Origin of the sequence: Paraburkholderia sp. RAU2J (assembly GCF_003634845.1) — a bacterium.
Classification (GTDB): Bacteria; Pseudomonadota; Gammaproteobacteria; order Burkholderiales; family Burkholderiaceae; genus Paraburkholderia; species Paraburkholderia fynbosensis.
The window spans coordinates 584,251-603,408 of sequence record NZ_RBXG01000002.1 but is presented as its reverse complement, the minus strand read 5'-3'; the positions used below and the strand labels follow the sequence as shown (position 1 = coordinate 603,408).

At 63.4% G+C, this 19,158-nt stretch carries 16 protein-coding genes; 5 read left to right on the top strand and 11 right to left on the bottom strand.

Annotated elements, in window-relative coordinates; translation table 11 throughout:
- Positions 1 to 452 precede the first annotated feature (452 nt).
- Positions 453 to 2,447 carry an RNA polymerase sigma factor RpoD gene (gene rpoD, locus B0G69_RS20125; RefSeq protein WP_121320395.1) on the top strand — a complete coding sequence of 665 codons (1,995 nt, stop codon included), beginning with the start codon at positions 453 to 455 and terminating at the stop codon, positions 2,445 to 2,447.
- A 51-nt stretch (positions 2,448 to 2,498) separates the two neighbouring features.
- Here the strand turns inward: rpoD and B0G69_RS20120 are convergent, their stop codons facing one another.
- Positions 2,499 to 2,885 (bottom strand): hypothetical protein, encoded by a 387-nt coding sequence (locus B0G69_RS20120; RefSeq protein WP_121320393.1) that lies wholly within the window; start codon positions 2,883 to 2,885, stop codon positions 2,499 to 2,501.
- Between the two features lie 389 nt (positions 2,886 to 3,274).
- On the opposite strand from B0G69_RS20120, the gene B0G69_RS20115 reads away from it, so the two are divergent.
- The gene (locus B0G69_RS20115) at positions 3,275 to 3,751 is read left to right on the top strand and encodes a PRC-barrel domain-containing protein (protein WP_121320391.1); all 477 of its coding nucleotides are present in this window, start codon (positions 3,275 to 3,277) and stop codon (positions 3,749 to 3,751) included.
- A gap of 323 nt (positions 3,752 to 4,074) precedes the next feature.
- Here the strand turns inward: B0G69_RS20115 and B0G69_RS20110 are convergent, their stop codons facing one another.
- From B0G69_RS20110 to B0G69_RS20090, 5 genes are all read right to left on the bottom strand, one after another.
- The gene (locus B0G69_RS20110; protein ID WP_121320389.1) at positions 4,075 to 5,283 is read right to left on the bottom strand and encodes a PLP-dependent aminotransferase family protein; all 1,209 of its coding nucleotides are present in this window, start codon (positions 5,281 to 5,283) and stop codon (positions 4,075 to 4,077) included.
- 132 nt (positions 5,284 to 5,415) lie between these two features.
- The gene (locus B0G69_RS20105; RefSeq protein WP_121320387.1) at positions 5,416 to 6,588 is read right to left on the bottom strand and encodes an FAD-binding oxidoreductase; all 1,173 of its coding nucleotides are present in this window, start codon (positions 6,586 to 6,588) and stop codon (positions 5,416 to 5,418) included.
- Between the two features lie 120 nt (positions 6,589 to 6,708).
- The gene (locus tag B0G69_RS20100; RefSeq protein WP_121320385.1) at positions 6,709 to 8,208 is read right to left on the bottom strand and encodes an aldehyde dehydrogenase family protein; all 1,500 of its coding nucleotides are present in this window, start codon (positions 8,206 to 8,208) and stop codon (positions 6,709 to 6,711) included.
- Between the two features lie 278 nt (positions 8,209 to 8,486).
- Entirely contained in the window at positions 8,487 to 8,738 is a 252-nt protein-coding gene (locus tag B0G69_RS20095) for a hypothetical protein (RefSeq protein ID WP_121320383.1), read from the bottom strand.
- Positions 8,739 to 8,931: 193 nt separating this feature from the next.
- Positions 8,932 to 9,819 (bottom strand): LysR family transcriptional regulator, encoded by an 888-nt coding sequence (locus B0G69_RS20090; protein WP_121323786.1) that lies wholly within the window; start codon positions 9,817 to 9,819, stop codon positions 8,932 to 8,934.
- Between the two features lie 171 nt (positions 9,820 to 9,990).
- Between B0G69_RS20090 and B0G69_RS20085 the strand changes: the two genes are divergently transcribed.
- The 3 genes from B0G69_RS20085 to B0G69_RS20075 all read left to right on the top strand — a co-directional run bounded on the left by B0G69_RS20085 (position 9,991) and on the right by B0G69_RS20075 (position 12,516).
- Positions 9,991 to 10,740 (top strand): electron transfer flavoprotein subunit beta/FixA family protein, encoded by a 750-nt coding sequence (locus B0G69_RS20085; RefSeq protein ID WP_121323784.1) that lies wholly within the window; start codon positions 9,991 to 9,993, stop codon positions 10,738 to 10,740.
- A 23-nt stretch (positions 10,741 to 10,763) separates the two neighbouring features.
- The gene (locus B0G69_RS20080; RefSeq protein WP_121323785.1) at positions 10,764 to 11,711 is read left to right on the top strand and encodes an FAD-binding protein; all 948 of its coding nucleotides are present in this window, start codon (positions 10,764 to 10,766) and stop codon (positions 11,709 to 11,711) included.
- A gap of 436 nt (positions 11,712 to 12,147) precedes the next feature.
- Complete coding sequence (locus tag B0G69_RS20075) at positions 12,148 to 12,516, top strand: response regulator (RefSeq protein WP_121320381.1); 369 nt, start codon at positions 12,148 to 12,150, stop codon at positions 12,514 to 12,516.
- Between the two features lie 206 nt (positions 12,517 to 12,722).
- Here B0G69_RS20075 and B0G69_RS20070 read toward each other — a convergent pair whose 3' ends face one another.
- From B0G69_RS20070 to B0G69_RS20050, 5 genes are all read right to left on the bottom strand, one after another.
- On the bottom strand, positions 12,723 to 14,108 hold the full coding sequence (locus B0G69_RS20070) for an MFS transporter (RefSeq protein ID WP_121320379.1): 1,386 nt from the start codon (positions 14,106 to 14,108) through the stop codon (positions 12,723 to 12,725).
- Between the two features lie 400 nt (positions 14,109 to 14,508).
- Complete coding sequence (locus B0G69_RS20065) at positions 14,509 to 15,321, bottom strand: CoA ester lyase (RefSeq protein WP_121320377.1); 813 nt, start codon at positions 15,319 to 15,321, stop codon at positions 14,509 to 14,511.
- Complete coding sequence (locus B0G69_RS20060; RefSeq protein ID WP_121320375.1) at positions 15,318 to 16,706, bottom strand: MmgE/PrpD family protein; 1,389 nt, start codon at positions 16,704 to 16,706, stop codon at positions 15,318 to 15,320. The genes B0G69_RS20065 and B0G69_RS20060 overlap by 4 nt, the downstream gene beginning before the upstream one ends.
- Before the next feature lie 81 nt (positions 16,707 to 16,787).
- A complete protein-coding gene (locus B0G69_RS20055; protein ID WP_121320373.1) occupies positions 16,788 to 17,966 on the bottom strand; it encodes a CaiB/BaiF CoA-transferase family protein in 1,179 nt (392 codons plus the stop codon).
- A 26-nt stretch (positions 17,967 to 17,992) separates the two neighbouring features.
- Positions 17,993 to 19,156, bottom strand: coding sequence for an acyl-CoA dehydrogenase family protein (locus B0G69_RS20050; protein ID WP_121320371.1), 1,164 nt, complete (start codon positions 19,154 to 19,156; stop codon positions 17,993 to 17,995).
- Positions 19,157 to 19,158: the final 2 nt, after the last annotated feature.

Below are 19,158 nucleotides of genomic sequence, written 5' to 3'. Positions count from 1 at the left end.
CCTTCCGTGAATTTTCTTTGAACACACACGTGGCACAACACCAGAGCATGCACGCCGTCTATATAGGGCGAGAGCGACGGAACTGATCTCGTCGCAGGAGGACAAACGGTTCCTACATATGCAGAAAGCAACGTGCAACCTCCAAGCAGACGTCGTCGCGTCGCTCAAAGCATGCCGCTGCACGCTCCCGGGCAGGCCGCAAGCGCCCCCGCGACAACTTGCACGATTAATTGGTGTGCCCCCATGAGCGCGAAGGCGCAAGCTCGTATATAATGCGAGCCGCGCGAATTTCGCTTATTTCTATCGGCCCGCTTCAAGCGGGCTCATCTTTTTTGCTCCCCGAGAGCACACCCAAACAACCGCGTTGAGTCACTCAGGTGATGTTGAGCCATGCTCGAAACGCCTGACGGTCGCGTCTTGCGTCTCATAGCGAAGCCTCTAGAGGAGAATACGTGAACCCTTTTGATCGCGAAGATTCGCAACACGAAAACGCCGGCTACAGCGGCAAAGCCCCCTCCGGTCGCACGTCCAAGGGCAAGGGCGCCGGCAAAGCGATCCCCGTTGCGGCCGAATTGCCGCCGCAACAAGCCGAAGAACGTCAGCGCCAGATGCGCGCGCTGATCCAGCTGGGTAAGGAGCAAGGTTACCTGACCCACGCGCAGATCAACGACCATCTGCCCGACAACTTCGCACAAACCGCGGCAATCGACAGCATCGTCAGCGCGTTCGGCGACATGGGCGTGCAGGTCTACGAACAGGCCCCCGACGCGGAAACCCTGCTGCTCAACTCGAACGCTCCCGCCGTAGTGTCGGACGATCAAGCGGACGAGGAAACCGAAGTCGCGTTGTCGACCGTCGACTCCGAATTCGGCCGCACGACCGACCCGGTGCGCATGTATATGCGCGAAATGGGCGCGACCGAACTGCTGACGCGCGCCGGCGAAATCGCCATTGCGAAGCGCATCGAAGACGGCCTCCATGAAATGGTGCAAGCCATTGCCGCCTGCCCGCTCGCGATCTCAGCGATTCTGGCGAGCGCCCAGCAGGTCGCCGACGGCGAGCTGCGCATCGACGAACTGGTCGACGGTCTGAATGAAGACACGGTCGCGGCGGAAGATGAGGCGAGCGCCGACACGGCAGCCGACGTCGACACGGACGCCGGCGAAGACGACGACAGCGATAGCGACGACGACGTCGGCCCGGCCGACTCGTCGGCCGCGGACGAAGCGCGCCTGAAGCAGCTCACGAGCGACTGCCTCGAAATCTTCGCCCAGGTCGGCATGCTGTCCGATCAGATGAACGCGTCGCACACGCGCGGCGATGTCACGTCGAAAGCGTATCTGCGCGCGCGTGAAGAGATCCAGCAGCACCTCGCCAAGATCCGCTTCACCGCACGCACGATCGACCGCCTGTGCGGCGACGTCCAGTACCAGGTCGCGCAAGTGCGCGCGATCGAGCGCAACATTCTGCAAATCGTCGTCACGAAGAGCGGCATGCCGCGCGAGAAGTTCATCGAGTCGTTTGGCGGCCACGAAGCCGATCTCGGTTGGACGGAACGCGCAGCGCGTGGCAACACCTCGTACGGCGCGGCACTGGAGCGTCATCTCCCGGCAATTCAGTCCGAACAGCAGAAACTGATCGAAATCGAAGCCACCGTTTCGCTGCCGCTGAAGCATCTGAAAGAGGTCAACCGCAAGATGGTCGCGGCCGAATCGAAGATGCGCAAGGCCAAGAGCGAGATGATCGAGGCGAATCTGCGTCTCGTGATCTCGATCGCGAAGAAGTACGTGAACCGCGGCATGCTGTTCCTCGATCTGATCCAGGAAGGCAACATCGGCTTGATGAAAGCCGTGGACAAGTTCGAATACCGGCGCGGCTGGAAGTTTTCGACGTATGCAACGTGGTGGGTCCGCCAGGCCGTGACGCGTTCGCTCGCCGACCAGGCCCGCACGATTCGCGTGCCGGTGCACATGATCGAAACGATCAACAAGCTCAACCGCATTTCACGCGAAATCCTGCAGCAGACGGGTATGGAAGCACATCCGTCGGTGCTCGCGGAACGCATGGAACTGTCGGAAGAGAAGGTGCGCGGCATTCTGAAGATCGCCAAGCAGCCTGTGTCAATGGAAACGCCGGTCGGCGACGACGGCGACGCCACGCTCGGCGACATGATCGAAGACTCGGCCGCGTCCTCGCCGGCCGATGCGGCGATGCAAGCCGACTTGCGCGCCGCCATCGACGATGCGCTCGACTCGCTGTCGCCGCGCGAAGCGAAGGTGCTGCGTATGCGCTACGGCATCAACACGAAGTCGGACCACACGCTCGAAGAAGTCGGCAAGCAGTTCGACGTGACGCGCGAGCGGATTCGTCAGATCGAAAGCAAGGCCATGCGCAAGCTGATGCATCCGAGCCGCGCCGATCGACTGAAGTCGTTCCTCGACCGCTAAATTAGCGATCGCGCTTGCCGTGCGTCCCGCGCGGCAAGCGCCCCTCCCTCCTCAAACAAGCAGCGAAACGATCCCGCCCACGGTGATGCCCGCTGCCAGCCAACGCCCAGCCGTGTAGAACGCATTGCTGTCGTCGTGACGCTGGTCCGGCCGTTCGAGTCCGAGCGTGCCGTACGCAAACGACTGCACTGCCGAAGCGCCCGTTGCCGGCGCGCTCTCTGTCGTCGTGGAATCGCTCCCCACCTCTTCCTGCACCGTGTTTCCATCCTGATCCACCGCGGCTGCGCCTTCGGCGGAGATATGGACGGCGTCGTCCTGCGCGGATCTCGTCGATGTCGCGGTCTGCGCGGCGGTGGCGTCGTTCGCTGCGGGCAGGCTGTTCGCCGCCGCGCGATCCGCTGCCAGTCGGGTCGACGACAATGCGCTGTCGATTTGCATGGCTATCTCCGTTCGATACGCTCAAGACATGTGCTGTGCCATTGGCCGCTGCGCATCAAACCTGCTGGGTGATGGCGTCGCGCATGACGGGCCGGGGTTCGACGCACCGCCGGTCACGAAATCTATCGACGCGGATTGGCCGCATCTTGAGCAACTGTAAGGCGCGGTAAGCGCAAGCCGGCGCGTAACTTTCACCCGCCAGACGTGTGCGCAGTGACCAATTTGCGCGCCTCGGCGCCACCCGGCCGCGTAACACGCACCGGCTTCACAGCCCGAGCCAGCGAGTCACAGCCAACCCCGACCGTGCGCCGCTTTCCACCCAGTCCACCTTCCCGGCTGGGCATAGTCGTTGCGCGTCCCTGTGCATGCTTTTTCACGAGGAGCAGACCATGACTACGCTCGATCCCCAAGGGCCGGCAGCCGCCGGCGAGCAAGGCGCAAACATCGTCGGAGTAGGTATGGGCGACGGTCCCGGACCGGATGTAATGGCCGCATCCACGCTCGACGGCAACAAGGTGATGTCATCCGATGGCGAACATGTCGGCAAGATCTCCGCCATCATGCTCGACGTGCGTGGCGGACGGATCGCGTATGCGGTGCTGTCCAGCGGGGGCTTTCTCGGTATAGGCGACTCGCTGCACGCCATTCCGTGGAGCGCCCTCACGCTCGACACGGACGACAAATGCTTCCTGCTCGACGCATCCGCCGAGCGAATCAAAACCGCGCCCAGTTTTGACAAGGACAACTGGCCTTCGATGGCGGATATGCAGTGGGGCACGTCCGTGCACGCGCACTACAACCGGCCGCCTTATTGGTCGGCGACGCGGGATGTGGTGGAAGAGCGGGAATCGGACTCGAATTTATGAGGATGACCTGGCATGCGCGCGACTGCCGCTGCACAAGGTTTGTTGTCCACAGAAACTGGGCACAAGCCTGTGGACAACATGCCCATGAGTCAGCCAACTCATTGAGCGCATTGATTTTCATGCGCGCGCTCTCAATGAGTCGCAGGCTTCGCGCATACCGCGCGAGCCGTTGTTCATTGCAGCGCCGTCAAAGCGCTTTCGCAAGCGGCGAGCCGTGGTTGCAGTTGCTCCTTCTCAGCCGTGTGTGAACGGCCAAACGAACTCGCGCGGCACGCTGCTTGTCAGGCGAAATTAAAAACACGCTGCAACGCCTGTTAATCGCTCTATCGCGCCTCGACGAAACGTTCGAGGGCAAGCCTCATTCTCTGCACACCCGTTTCGATATCCTCAACGCCCGGCGCGGCGAACGACAGACGCAGCGCCGCCACATCGACATTGTCTTTATAGAACGCGACGCCCGGCACGAACATCACGTTCTGCTCGATACAAACACGCAAATAATCGGCCGCATTCCCTCCCGCCTTCGATCGCGCCCATACGAACATACCGCCGGCCGGGCGATGAAACGCGATGTCCTGTGGCAATTGCGCATCGAGCGCATCACACAGCGCGCGGCACTTCCCCGCATACGCGTCGACGATGCGCGGCAAATGGTGCTCCAGCGCCCCGCTCGCGAGATACTCCGCGGCAATCGCCTGAGTCCACGACGAACTGCACAGATCGACGGTCTGCTTGGCGACCACGCAGCGACGCAGAATTTCCGCATGCGCGACCATCCAGCCGACCCGCAAGCCCGGCGCGACGATCTTCGACAGACTCGAAAAATGCACCACCCAGTCGCGCGATGCCGGCACCCGCTCGCTCAACGCGAGGAGCGACGGCAAGGCCTCGGCGCTGAAGCGCAAGTCGCCGTACGGGTCGTCCTCGACGATCAGAAAGCGGTGACGCGCCGCCAGCTTCAACAACGCCATGCGCCGTTCGAGCGACAAGGTTGCGCCGGTAGGATTGGCGAACGTCGGGACCGTGTACAGCAGCTTCGGTGTAGCGCGCAGCGTGCCGGCTTCGAGCAGCGCGGCGAGCGCGTCGACATCGAGCCCGTGCCGATCGACGGGCACCGTCACGACGTCCGCCTGTTGCAGTTTCAGCGCCTGCAAGGTCGCTGGATAGGCGGGCTGTTCGACCAGCACCACGTCGCCAGGCGCGACCAGTACGCGCAGCAGCAGATCGAAGCCCTGCTGCGAACCAGTCGTCACGAGCAGATCCTGCGGCGCGCATGGCGTGCCGCGGCGCGCCATCAACTGCGCAAGCTGTTCCTTGAGGACCGCGAGGCCATCAGTCGGACCGTACTGCAGACACAGCGTGGGCTGTTGCGACGCGCGCGCAGCGGCAGCGTCGAGCCCTTCACGATCGAACAGATCGCTGGCCGGATAACCGCCCGCGAACGAGATCATGCCGGGCTGCGCGAGATACTTGAACAGCTCGCGAATTGGCGAGCCGGTCGGTGCTTCGAATGCGGGACTGAACGTGAACATGATGACGGGCCGCTCTGGATCGATTTATCTGTCGAGGGGAAGACCGGCGTCGATTGTGGCCATCGTCCGGGTGCGCGGCAAACGATATCTACGCACTACGTATTGCATTTTCCGCATCAACCGGACGCGCGGCTACACCACGTTCTTCTCCACGATCGGCCGGTTGTCGAGCACACGTGCGAAGCTGAGCGAAGCGAGGTCGAGTGTCGTGTAGCGACCGTGCAGAATCAGTTCGCTGATGCCGCGTCCCGTCGCTGGACCTTGCTGCAAGCCGTGTCCGCTGAAACCGTTGGCGAAAATGCAGTTGTCGACGTCAGGGTGATAACCGATGATCGCGTTCTGATCGAGCACGTTGTATTCGTAGTAACCGGACCAGCAGTTCTGCACGCGCAGCGCTTCAAATTGCGGCACACGATGCGCGAGCGTCGGCCAGATCACGTCGTCGAACAGTGCGTGATCGACCTCGTCGAGCGGCAGATCGTCGGGGTCGCGGTCCGCAGCGGGCGACGTGCCGCAAATGTACGCGTTGCCTTCAGGCCGGAAGTAAACGCCGCTCGGGTCGATCAGCAACGGACAGCGTTCGAGCCGTGCCGGCGAGCTCACGTTGAAAATACTACGGCGCCGCGCATAGACCGGCAGGTCGATGCCGACCATCTGCGCGACCCGTCGCGACCAGGCGCCGGCGGCGTTCACGACCACGTCGCACGTATAGGTTTCGCCGTTCGCGGTCTGCACCTGCGTGACGCGTTTGCCGTCGCGCTGCACAGCAGTGACGTCGGCGGCGACGTAGCGCGCGCCGAGCGCCAGGGCCTTCTTGCGCAGCGCCTGCACGAGACCGTAGCCGTCGAACCAGCCCTCGCCGCTTTCGCCGTATGCACCGGCGACGAGATCATCGGTATTGAGCCAGGGAAAGCGCGACTTCAATCCACTCGCATCGAGCAGACTGATATCCGCGCCAAGACGCTTTTGCAGCGCGTGATTCTCGCGGAGCGTGGATTCGCCCGCGGCCGTCGCGAGAAACAGATAGCCGCCTTCATGCAGATCGATCGACGGACGCGTGCCGTCGACTTCGAGCCGCTCGCCGATCGAGCGCAAGAACTCGATACCGAACAGCGACATCTGAATGGACAGCGGCGTGGAGAATTGCTGACGGATCGACGCCGCCGACAACGCCGACGACGAACGCGCATAAGTCGGATCGCGCTCGACTACCGTGACACCGACTGTCGGATCGGACAGCCGCAAGAAATACGCAATCGAGCTGCCGATCACCCCACCGCCGACGATCACGACTTTGGAACTCACGTCTTACTCCACGAGTAGCGTGGCCGCTCTGAAAACGCCGGGCGGCGCAAACGGATTGCTGACGAGCATTGATGCGCGCGGCGGCAACGGCCGCCGCGCATAAACGCGTTGCCGGCGCGCTCAGCCGATATTGAAGTCGATGCCCTGCGCGAGCGGCAATGCCGACGAGTAGTTGACCGTATTGGTCGCGCGGCGCATGTAAGCCTTCCACGCGTCCGAGCCCGACTCGCGACCACCGCCGGTTTCCTTCTCGCCACCAAACGCGCCGCCGATTTCCGCGCCGCTCGGCCCGATGTTGACGTTGGCAATACCGCAGTCGCTGCCCGAATCGGACAGGAAACGCTCCGCTTCGCGCAGGTCGGTCGTGAACACGCACGACGACAGACCATGAACCGCAGCGTTGTTCGCTTCGACTGCGTCGGCGAAATCGGTATAGCGCAGCACGTAGAGAATCGGCGCGAAGGTTTCCTTCAGCACGACCGAGGTTTGCGACGGCATTTCGACGATCGCCGGACGCACGTAGTAACCGCCTTCATAACCCTCCACGTCGACACGCTCGCCGCCGAACACCTTGCCGCCTTCGGCCGTGGCCTGCTGCAACGCTTCCTGCATGCGCGCATAGGATTGCTTGTCGATCAGCGGCCCCATCAGCGTGCCCTTTTCGAGCGGGTTGCCGATCGGCACCTTGCTGTACAGCTGCTTCAGACGTTCGATGGTCTTGTCATACACGCTCTCGTGCACGAACAGACGCCGCAGCGACGTGCAGCGCTGCCCCGCCGTGCCCACCGCCGAGAACAGGATGCCGCGCATCGCAAGTTCATGGTCGGCGGTTTGCGCGACGATGCCCGCGTTGTTGCCGCCGAGTTCGAGCAGCGAGCGGCCGAAGCGCTTCGCCACTTCCACACCGACCGTGCGGCCCATTTCCGTGCTGCCCGTCGCGCTGACGATCGATGCGCGCGGATCGGCCACCAGCTTCGCGCCCACGTCGCGCCCGCCGTTGATCAGCGCGGTTAGGCCCGCCGGCGCGTCGCCGAACTCTTGCAGCGCCTCGTTGAGAATCTGGTTGACGGCGAGCGCGGTGAGCGGCGTCTTTTCCGACGGCTTCCAGATCACCGCGTTGCCGCAGACCAGCGCGAGTGCCGCATTCCACGACCACACCGCCGCCGGGAAATTGAACGCCGAGATCACGACGCAGGTGCCCATGGGGTGCCACGTCTCCGCCATCCGGTGGCCGGGACGCTCCGAGGCGATCGTCAGGCCGTACAGCTGGCGCGACAGACCGACCGCGAAATCGCAGATGTCGATCATTTCCTGCACTTCGCCCATGCCTTCCTGGAGGATCTTGCCGGTTTCGAGCGTGATGATGCTGCCGAGCGCCTGTTTTTTCTCGCGCAGACGGTTGCCGAGCAGCCGCACCAGTTCGCCGCGGCGCGGCGCCGGCACGTTGCGCCAGGCGGTGTACGCGTCTTTCGCGCGGGCGAGGGCCGTGTCGACTTCCGCCACCGTGTTGACGGCCACGCGGCCAATGAGCTCGCCGGTGATCGGCGAATGAACCGCGAGGTCGCCGGCTTGCGCCGCGTGCGCGATGCCGAGATCGGCGAGGATAGTGGAAGCGTCCATGAAAACCCCTTTAATTTCCGATGCGAAACAAGAGTAAGTTCGGAAACTATACACGCGGGTTTTTGTGGCTGCAAGAACATGTCGATGGGAGGCAAATGCTAGTGGACGTGGCGCGGGACGTTTCCATAAGGAAACTTTGATAGGCCGGGCGGATGTCGGCGCGGCGTCGCGCTGTGGCCGGGCAAGCGCGACGCCAGTTGCCGAAGCTGGCCGGAATTCGTTCGGGCTGACAGTCGCGGTGAAACGAGACCCGAATTCCGGACTGCCAGCGCTCCCGCTCAGAACGACGTGCGCAACCCCGCGGTCACCAACCACGGATCGAATCGCGGTGTCACCGTCCCATAGTTCGAATCGAGCAGGTCGAAGCCCTGGGTCGATTGGCTGGTGTTCGTGATCATCGACGCATGGCCGTACAACTGCGTACGCTTCGACAGGTAGTACACGTAACCGACGTGGTAAGCCATCGCGCGCGCCTCGGCGTTCTCGATGCGGCGTGCCGCGAGCAGGAACCACTGTTTCGAAGGCTTCATGATGGCTACGCCCGTAGCCGGTCGGCACGAGTCTCGAAGACCGAACGCACAGTCAGGTCAACGGCCGGCCGGTGAATCGAAAGAGAGCTTTCAGGGTAGGCCGGCGCCACAGCGCATTCCACCCGCTTCTGCGCAACTCACTCTTCCAGCAGCGGCGTCATCGGCCGTCTCCGAACGGTCTTCAAAGCGTCTTTCACACCGCCGCCATCAGCCTGTCGACGAGTGCCCGCGCGAACGGCGGCAAGTCCTTGAGGCTGCGCACACAGATCTTGAGCTTGCGTTCGGCCCAAGGATCGTTCAAGCCGACGATCGCGATCTGCATCGTCTTCCTGTGCCGCAGAGCGACCGACTCCGGCACGATGCCGATGCCCACGCCCGCTTCGATCATCCGACACGCGGCTTCGAAGTTGCCGACCTGGATGCGCAGTTTCAGACGCGCGCCGAGCGCATCGGCGGCGCTCGTGATGAACGCATGGATCGCGCTCGACGTGGGCAGGCTCACGAAGTTCGCGCCGAGCACCTGCGAGAAATCGACCGATGCCTGCTTCGCCAGCGCGTGATCGCATGATGTGACGAGAACCAGGCGATCGTCGCGATACGGCAGCATCTCCAGATGTTCCGCATGCACGTTGCCCGCGACGATGCCGATATCCGTCGCGCTATCCGCCACGCCTTTGACGATTTCGCCGCTCAGCACTTCGCGCAGATCGATGTTGACGTCCGGATGATCGCGCAGAAAATGACTCAGCACGGCGGGCATGAACTCGCTGATCGCAGTCGTGTTGGCCCAGATGCGCACGTGGCCTTTGATGCCTTCGCCGTACTCCTGCATGTCGCCCGCCAGATGCTCGACACGTTCGAGCACGAGTCGCGCATGATGCACGAACGCTTCGCCTGCGGGCGTCAGCGTCACGCCCTGGCTGGTTCGATACAGCAGCTTGACACCCAGTTGTTCCTCGAGATTCTTGACCCGGTTGCTGGCAGCCGGCGCCGACAGATGCGAGCGCTCCGCCGCGCGCGCGAGGTTCTGCGTGTCGGCGATATTCAGGAGCAAACGCAAATCCACGAAATCGAAATGCATGATGAAAGCCAGTGATGAAGCGCCGATGCGCGCTCGCAAGACAAACAGCAATCTTAACCGGGCGCGAAGCACACGTTCGAAAAAGCCGAATTCCCTGCACCGGTGGTCTCTGTCACAGTGAAGCGGTTCGCGCTTGCTGTCGATGCAGGCGTTTTATTTGGGGAGAGCGTGTTGAAGATTCTGGTGCCGGTCAAACGAGTGGTCGATTACAACGTGAAAGTCCGGGTCAAGTCGGATGGCACGGGTGTCGACATCGCGAACGTGAAGATGTCGATGAATCCGTTCGATGAAATCGCGGTGGAAGAAGCGGTGCGCCTGAAGGAAGCCGGTGTGGCGACCGAAGTGATCGCCGTGTCGGCCGGTGTGGCGCAGGCGCAGGAAACGCTGCGCACCGCGCTGGCGATCGGCGCGGATCGTGCGATCCTGATCGAGTCGTCGGAAGAACTGCAGCCGCTGGCGGTCGCCAAGCTGCTGAAGGCGCTGGTCGACAAGGAGCAGCCTTCATTGATCATTCTCGGCAAGCAGGCCATCGACGACGATTCGAACCAGACCGGCCAGATGCTCGCTGCTTTGGCGAATCTGCCGCAAGCGACGTTTGCCTCGAAGGTTGTCGTGGCGGACGGCAAGGCAACCGTGTCGCGCGAAGTGGACGGCGGCGCCGAAACGCTGTCGCTCACATTGCCGGCCGTGGTCACCACCGATCTGCGCCTGAACGAGCCGCGCTACGTGACGCTGCCGAACATCATGAAGGCGAAGAAAAAGCCGATGGAAACGGTCAAGCCCGAAGACCTCGGCGTCGATGTCACGCCGCGTCTGAAGACGCTGAAAGTCGCCGAGCCGCCGAAGCGCTCCGCCGGTGTGAAGGTGCCGGACGTGAAGACGCTGGTCGAGAAGCTGAAGACTGAAGCCAAGGTGCTGTGAGGGAGACGGACGAAATGACGAATCTGGTTAATCTTGTATTGGCAGAACACGACAACGCGTCGATCAAGGCCGCGACGCTGAACACGATCGCCGCGGCGCAGAAGATTGGCGGCGACGTTCACGTGCTGGTCGCGGGTCATAACGCGCAGGCGGCGGCCGATGCGGCGGCGAAGATTGCAGGCGTGTCCAAAGTGCTGCTGGCCGACGCGCCGCAACTCGAAGCGGGCCTCGCGGAAAACGTCGAAGCGACCGTGATGACGCTTGTGCAAAACCCGGCGAATGCCTACACGCACATCCTGGCGCCGGCGAGCGCCTACGGCAAGAACATCACGCCGCGTATCGCCGCAAAGCTCGACGTCGCGCAGATCAGCGACATCACGGCCGTGGATAGCGCCGACACGTTCGAGCGTCCGATCTATGCGGGCAACGCCATCGCAACGGTGCAATCGGCCGATCCGATCAAGGTCATCACGGTGCGCTCGACCGGTTTCGACGCAGTGGCAGCCGAAGGCGGCAGCGCAACGGTGGAGAAGATCGAAGCCGCTGCAGACGCAGGCATGTCGCAGTTCGTGAGCCGTGAAGTGACGAAGCTGGACCGTCCGGAACTGACGTCGGCGAAGATCATCGTCTCGGGTGGCCGCGGTCTGGGCAATGGCGAGAACTACACGAAGGTGCTCGAACCGCTGGCCGACAAGCTGAACGCGGCGCTGGGTGCCTCGCGCGCGGCAGTCGACGCGGGCTTCGTGCCGAACGACTACCAGGTCGGCCAGACCGGCAAGATCGTCGCGCCGCAACTGTATGTTGCGGTGGGCATCTCGGGTGCGATCCAGCATCTGGCCGGGATGAAGGACTCGAAGGTGATCGTCGCGATCAACAAGGACCCGGAAGCGCCGATTTTCAGCGTCGCCGATTATGGTCTGGCGGGTGATCTGTTCACGCTCGTGCCGGAACTGGCGGGTGAAGTCGCCTGATGCAGGCAACAGGCGTGGCGTGTTGGACGTCGCGCCTGGTTGATAGAATGCTTTGGCTTACGCCCTTCCCACTTCCAAAGCCCATGTCCTGGATGCCTGTGATTACCGGTAACGGTTGAATCGCTTACCTCGCGTAGCCATGCGTCGTGCTCACTTCGCGACATGGGTCCGTTGCACTCTCCACCACGCAAGCGCGCACTCCGCGACGCGGACACACCCCGTTGACGCGCTCGAATAACTCAACAACAGCACGCCCTCGCAACGCCAACCCGGTCTAAGGTACCCACGCGACGACCGTCTGGCACATCCCTTGCTTATTTGATCGGCTCGACCGGACAAGGCAAGCACGACCGTCCGGTTCGCATTCCCTGCCGTCGAGAGCGCCACGCGCTCACGACTACCGCAACTAAACCCGATTTTTTCAGGCATAAGCATCATGAGTCGCGTTTTACTCGTGGACGATCAACCCGAAGCATTGTCCGCGTTACGTGCCGTACTGGTCGGCCGTGGCTACACAGTGGCCACGGCGGCGGACGGTGTCGAAGCATTCAAACGATTGCAACGCACGCGCGTGAGCGCCGTCGTGTGCGACTGGCGCATGCCCAATATGGATGGCGCCGAGCTGATCGAATCGATGCAGGCCACGAGTGGACTCGCGTCGGTCCCCGTCATCCTGACAAGTGGCAGCGACGAAGCGCCTTCGTTGCCCATGAAGGGCTTTCTTCGCAAGCCGTTTGCGCTGGATAAACTGCTGTCACTGCTCGCCGAATGCGAGAACGGCGCGATGACCCCAGGCGTTTGCTAGACATACGGCCTTGCCACTCGCGCACGACAACGGGGCAAGCATTCGGCACAACGGGCAAGCGTGCGCAATAGCGAGGCATGGCTTCGCGCGGCGCTTGCGTCCAATCCCGATCCTGTCCGGCGTATTCCGCCGCGGTAGAACGCGGTTGCAATTGACGGCCCGAGTCGCCAGGCCGTCTTCAGGCATTCGCGCATTCCCTGGCACCGCTACGCGGACTTCTCCATCAATTCCCCACGCGGCGTCAAATCGGCATCGGGCGAGATATCTTCCAGCGTCTGCTGACTCGTCTCGATCCGCAGCGCCAGAATCGCGACGCTGAGCAGAAGCAGCACGCCGCCGACCATCGTCAGCACACCCGTCACGCCGAATCGCGTGTAGAGCAGCAGCGCCACATAAGGCGTGGACATCGACGCCGCGCGTCCGCACGTGCCCGCGATACCGGTTCCGCGCAACCGATGCGCGGTCGGGAACAGCTCCGGGATATAGCCGAACAGTCCAAGCGTGCAGACGGTATAGATCGCCGTCACCAATGCGAAGCCCACAACCGAAATCGCCGCCGGCGCGCGCATCTGCACGTACACGAAGCCGAGCAGAATCGTCACGAGCGAGAACAGCACGATGCCATTGCGACGCCCGAGCCGGTCGGTCACGAAATAGCCGACCACCGCGCCGGCCGGCGCACCGAATGACATCAGCAGCACGAAGCCGAGCGACTGCACGATCGTCAACCCTTCCTTCACGAAGAACGTCGGCAGCCACGCGACGAACCCATACAGCGACATGTTGATCGCCATGCAGGTCAACGCCGCCACCAGCGTGCGGCCGATCATCCCGCGCGCGAACAGCGCCGAGAACGGCGCGGCCGGCACCTCGTGACTGACCACGCGTGCGACCGGCGGCAACTTGCCGACGCGCGCCTCGACTTGCCGCTCGATCGCCGACACCGTGGCCTCGGCTTCGTCGAGCCGGCCCACCGTTTCGAGCCAACGCGGCGACTCCGGCATCCGATGCCGCAGAAACCACACGATCAGCGCACCGAACCCGGCAATCGCAAACATGTAGCGCCAGCCGAGATGCGGAATCACCCAGTAGCCGATCGCGGTCGCGCCGAGCAAACCGGAGTTGATGATCAGCGCGAGCAGCGCGGTCCAGCGTCCGCGTGTGGCGGGCGGCACGAATTCGCACAGCGTGCCCGCCGCCACCACGAGTTCGGCGCCCAGCCCCACACCCATGATGAAGCGCAACAGGATCAGCCAGTAAATGTTCGTCGCGAAGCACGCGGCAAGCGACGCGACGCCGAAGATCGCAAGGTTCGCCTGATACGAATAGCGCCTGCCGAAGCGGTCGCCGAGATAGCCGGACAGACCCGCGCCGATCATCATGCCCATGAAAGTCGCGGAGATGAAAAACGAGCCGAGCCGCAAATCGGTGAAGCCGCTTTTGACCATCGCCGCGAGCGCGCCGTTGGCCAGATAGATATCGAATGCATCGAGGAAAGCGCCCGCGCCGATCAGGCCAAGAATGTTCCAGTGGAAACGGGTGATGGGCAGGCGGTCGAGCCGCGCGCCGGAATTGACTGTGACGGTTGCCAAACTTTGTCTCCTGAGAGGCCGCACGCGGTTGGGCCGCTTGCGCAAAACAGTTCCGCGTGGCCGCCTTTTTGCATGCGACGGTTCTGACGCCGGGTCCTGAGTGACACGGTTCGATGTCGCCGTGTCGTGTAGCGCTAAGAGTGCGACAGCCGGCGTGGGGAGGGAATTGGCATTATTGGAAGCCGATGTTTTGTTGCGGTTAAGGCTGTGAGACGGTTCCGGCCCGGTGCTGGGTGGCATCCGATGGGACAGCGCAATTCGGGTCGATCGGCCCGGCTCTGTTGCACATGGCCCGCACTGCGCGCAGCAAAGCAAAACGGCGCGGCGCATATCCATGCACCGCGCCGTTTCGCGCACACAACCCGCCGCCCAACGAAATCACACGTGGTGTGAACGCGGCTTATCGACCCGCCACGATCCTGCGAGCCTTCAGGATCACCGGCATATCGACCATCTTGCCGTCCACCGCCACCGCCGCACCGTTGCTGGTCTCCACTGCCGCCAGCACGCGCCGCGCCCACGCCTGCTCGGCCTCACTCCACGCATACGCGCGATGCACCGCGTCGATCTGCTTCGGATGAATGCACAGCTTGCCGCCGAAACCGAAGCGCCGGCCGCGCCGCGCGTCGGCTTCGATAACATCGGCGTCGGTGATGGACGTCGACACGCCATCCACCGGCGCGCCGATCCCCGCGAGCCGCGAGGCCAGCACGATCTGCGAGCGGAACGGATGCAACTCCTCGGCATCGCCGTCGATGCCGAGATCGATCTGAAAATCGAGCGTGCCGAACACGATGCGCTGCACGCGCGGCGCGGCGCACAACACCGAGAGATTCGCGAAGCCTCGGGCGGTCTCGACGATCGGCAACACGCTCAACTCTGGATGCGCGTGCGCGAGCACCGCGTCGATCTGCTCGCGCGTCTCGGCCTTCGGCAGCACGATGCCCGCAACGCCGGGCCGGCTGGCGAGCGCGGCAACCTCGCCGCCGAACCACACGGTATCCGAACCGTTGACACGCGCCCACGCGGGTCGTGATGCACCGTCCGATACAGCGGCCAGCACGGCCGCAAGCGCCATGGATTTTTCATCGGGCTGCACGGCGTCTTCGAGATCGAGGATCACCGCGTCCGCGCCGGCCGCGTGCGCTTTCTCGAAGCGTTCGGGCCGGTTGCCCGGCACGAACAGATACGAACGGGGCAGTGCGGCGCTCATGCGAGCACCGTCGCGTGCGATGTCGCTTCGAACACCGAGCCGACCTGCGTCTGCTCCGCGATATGCCATGCGTTGCCGAGCAAACGCGCCGCTTCGCCTTCGGTGGCCGCTCCCGCGAATGCCGCCAGCCGATGCAGCTTGGTCGCGATTTCATCGCGCGACAACGTGTTGCCCGGATCGCCCTTCGGTTCGTCGACGCGCCCGTTCAGGATGCGGCCATCGGTGGTCGTCACCGTGACCTTGCCGATCCAGCGCGCGGGGTAGGCCGCATCGACCTCGGCATCGAAGGCCATCGTGACGTTGTCGCGGAACGCGGCGATCGAATCCGCGTCGAAGCCCTGTTCGAATTCGGTGACGCCCGCATAGCCGTGATGCGCCACGAGCCCAAGCACCGTGCCCATGTTGAACTTCGCCTGATGCACGGTGCGCGGCGTGACGACCGCGCCGAGCACGTCGATCGCGCCCTGATGCACGTGCGCAACCACCTTCGCTATATCCCGTGGTGCGAGACGGTGTTTCTGTACGACGGCGAGCAGTGCGTCCGCGGCGGGATGCGTATGACGGCACGCCGCGTGATACTTGAACGAGGTTTCCCCGGTCGCCCAGCGGCTGCCCAACCGGTCGACGAGGCGTGCCGGATCGGCGTCGCTCGACATGCCCGCCGCCATGCCCTTGGCGCCTTCGAGAATGTGCGTCGCGCCCTTGAAGCCGTCGGCGGCGAGTTGTGCAGCCATCAGTCCGTTGGCGGCGGCCATCGCCGTGTGCAGTTGCTTCGAGTCGGCGGCGTCGCGCAGAAACTCCCACAGCCCGCTCGCTTGCGTACCGGCCGAACCGAACGCGTCGAGCATCTGCGTCGGCGACAAACCGAGCAGCCGTCCGGCGGTGGCCGCCGCCGCGATCGTGCCGACCGTACCTGTCGTGTGAAATACCTTGTAGTGCGAGCGGCCCAGAAATTCGCCAATGCGGATACCGACTTCATAACCGGCGACCGCCGCCGCGACGAAATCACGCCCCGATGCATGCGTCGCTTGAGCCAACGCAAGTGCCACCGGAAACACCACCGTCGCCGGATGAAACACGGAGCCGTTGTGCACGTCGTCCTGTTCCGCGAAGTGCGATGCCGCGCCGTTGATCATCGCCGCGAAATACGGCGTGGCGCGGCTGCGGTCGATCAACACTTCGCACGGGCCGTGCTGCGTCGCGCCGGCTGCCTCGCGAGCGAAGCGTGCAATGGTTTCGACAGGTCGTGCGCCCTTACCGGCCAAGGCCGAGCCGAGCCAGTCGACGTACAGGTTGACGGTGCGCTCGACCACTGCGTGCGGAATGCTGTCGAAGTCGAGCTGCGCGGCGAAGGTGGCAAGCGTGAGACTGGGATGATCGTTCATGAGCGTGCGGGAGTCGGTTCGTTCGGGGTTCGTTCGGATTGCCGGCATGGCGTCGTCCACACGCCGGCGCGAAAAGACGCTTCAGATCGTGCCGGCCGCACGCAGCGCATCGATGCGCGCGCTGTCGTACCCGAGTTCGCGCAGGATTGCGTCGGTATGCTCGCCAAGTGCGGGCACCGGGTCCATGCGCGGTGCGAAGTCGGCAGGCAGACCCGGCGGCAACAGCGCGGGTACCGCGCCCGCCGCCGTGCCGACTTCCTGCCAACGCTCGCGCGCCTTCAATTGCGGATGCGCCCACACGTCGCCGAGCGTGTTCATCTGCGCGTTGGCGATGCCGGCCTGATCGAGCCGCTCGATCACCTGCGCGGCGCTCAGCTTCGCAAAGGCCGCGACGATCACCTCGCGCAACGCCTCGCGCGCGGACGTGCGTTTCGAGTTCGACGCGAAGCGCTCGTCGGTGGCGAGTTGCGGTTGTTCCAGTACGCGCTCGCAAAACAGCTTCCATTCGCGCTCGTTTTGCAGACCGAGCATCACAGTCTTGCCGTCGCCGGCGGGGAACGGTCCGTACGGATAGATCGTTGCGTGCGCCGCGCCCGACAGCGCGGGCGGCGACTGACCGTCGATCGCGTAGTAGAGCGGATAACCCATCCACTCGACCATGCTTTCCAGCATCGACACGTCGATGCGGCAACCCCGTCCCGTGCGGCCGCGCAACAGCAATGCGCTGAGGATGTTCGAATACGCGTACATGCCGGCGGCGATGTCCGCGATCGAACAGCCTGCCTTGGCGGGCGCGCCAGGTGAGCCGGTGATCGACAGAAAGCCGGATTCGCTCTGGATCAGCAGGTCGTACGCCTTCTTGTCGCGATAGGGACCATCGGCGCCATAACCGGAGATGTCGCAAACGATCAGCTTCGGGTACTTCGCGCTCAACGCGTCGTAGCCGAGACCTAGCCGCTCCGCCGCGCCCGGCGCGAGGTTCTGCACCAGCACGTCGGCACCGGCGACCAGCGCGCCGAGAATCTCCGCTGCTTCGGGCTGCTTCAGATCGAGCGCGAGACTCTCCTTCGAGCGATTGGTCCAGACGAAATGCGACGACAGTCCATGCACGCGCTCGTCGTAGCCGCGAGCGAAATCGCCGACGCCGGGGCGTTCGATCTTGATCACCCGTGCGCCGAGATCGGCGAGTTGACGCGTGCAGAACGGCGCAGCGATTGCATGTTCGAGCGTGACGACCTTGATACCGTCGAGTGGTCTCATGTCTATGTCTGCCTTCTGCCTCGATGTCAGAACGAACGCGGCAGCCCGAGAATATGCTCGGCCACGTACGAGAGAATCAGATTCGTCGAAATCGGCGCGACCTGGTACAGACGCGTTTCGCGGAACTTGCGCTCCACATCGTATTCACACGCGAAGCCGAAACCGCCGTGAAATTGCAGGCAGGCGTTGGCGGCTTCCCACGACGCGTCGGCCGCGAGCAACTTCGCCATGTTCGCCTGCGCGCCGCACGGCTGATGCGCATCGAAACGACGCGCCGCTTCGAAGCGCATCAGGCTCGCCGCTTCGACGTTGATGAACGAGCGCGCGATCGGGAATTGCACGCCCTGGTTCTGGCCGATCGGACGGCCGAACACGACGCGCTCTTTCGCGTACTCGGTAACCTTGTCGACGAACCAGTAACCGTCGCCGATACATTCCGCGGCGATCAGCGTGCGCTCCGCGTTCAAGCCGTCGAGTATGTATTTGAAGCCCTGCCCTTCCTCGCCGATCAGATTCTCCGCGGGGATTTCGAGGTTATCGAAAAACAGTTCGTTGGTCTCGTGATTGACCATGTTCAGGATCGGCTGCACGCTCAGGCCGTGACCGATCGCTTCGCGCAGATCGACGATAAAGATCGACATGCCTTCCGACTTCTTCTTCACATCGGACAGCGGCGTGGTACGCGCGAGCAGAATCATCAGGTCGGAGTGCTGCACGCGCGAGATCCACACCTTCTGCCCGTTGATCACGTAACGGTCGCCGCGCCGCTCGGCGGTGGTCTTGATTTTCGTGGTGTCGGTACCGGTGGTCGGCTCGGTCACGCCCATCGATTGCAAACGCAAGTCGCCGCATGCGATTTTCGGCAGATACTTGCGCTTCTGCTCTTCCGAGCCGTGACGCAGCAGCGTGCCCATGTTGTACATCTGGCCATGGCACGCGCCCGAGTTGCCGCCGGCGCGATTGATCTCTTCCATGATGACCGACGCTTCGGTGAGCCCCAGCCCCGAACCGCCGAAATCCTGGGGAATCAGCGCGGCCAGCCAGCCGGCCTTGGTGAGCGCGTCGACAAACTCTTCCGGATAACCGCGTGCCTCGTCGATCTTGCGGAAGTACTCGCCGGAAAACTGCTGGCACAGATCGCGCACTGCTTCGCGAATGTCCTGAAACGAATCGTGTTGCGTGGTTTGCATAG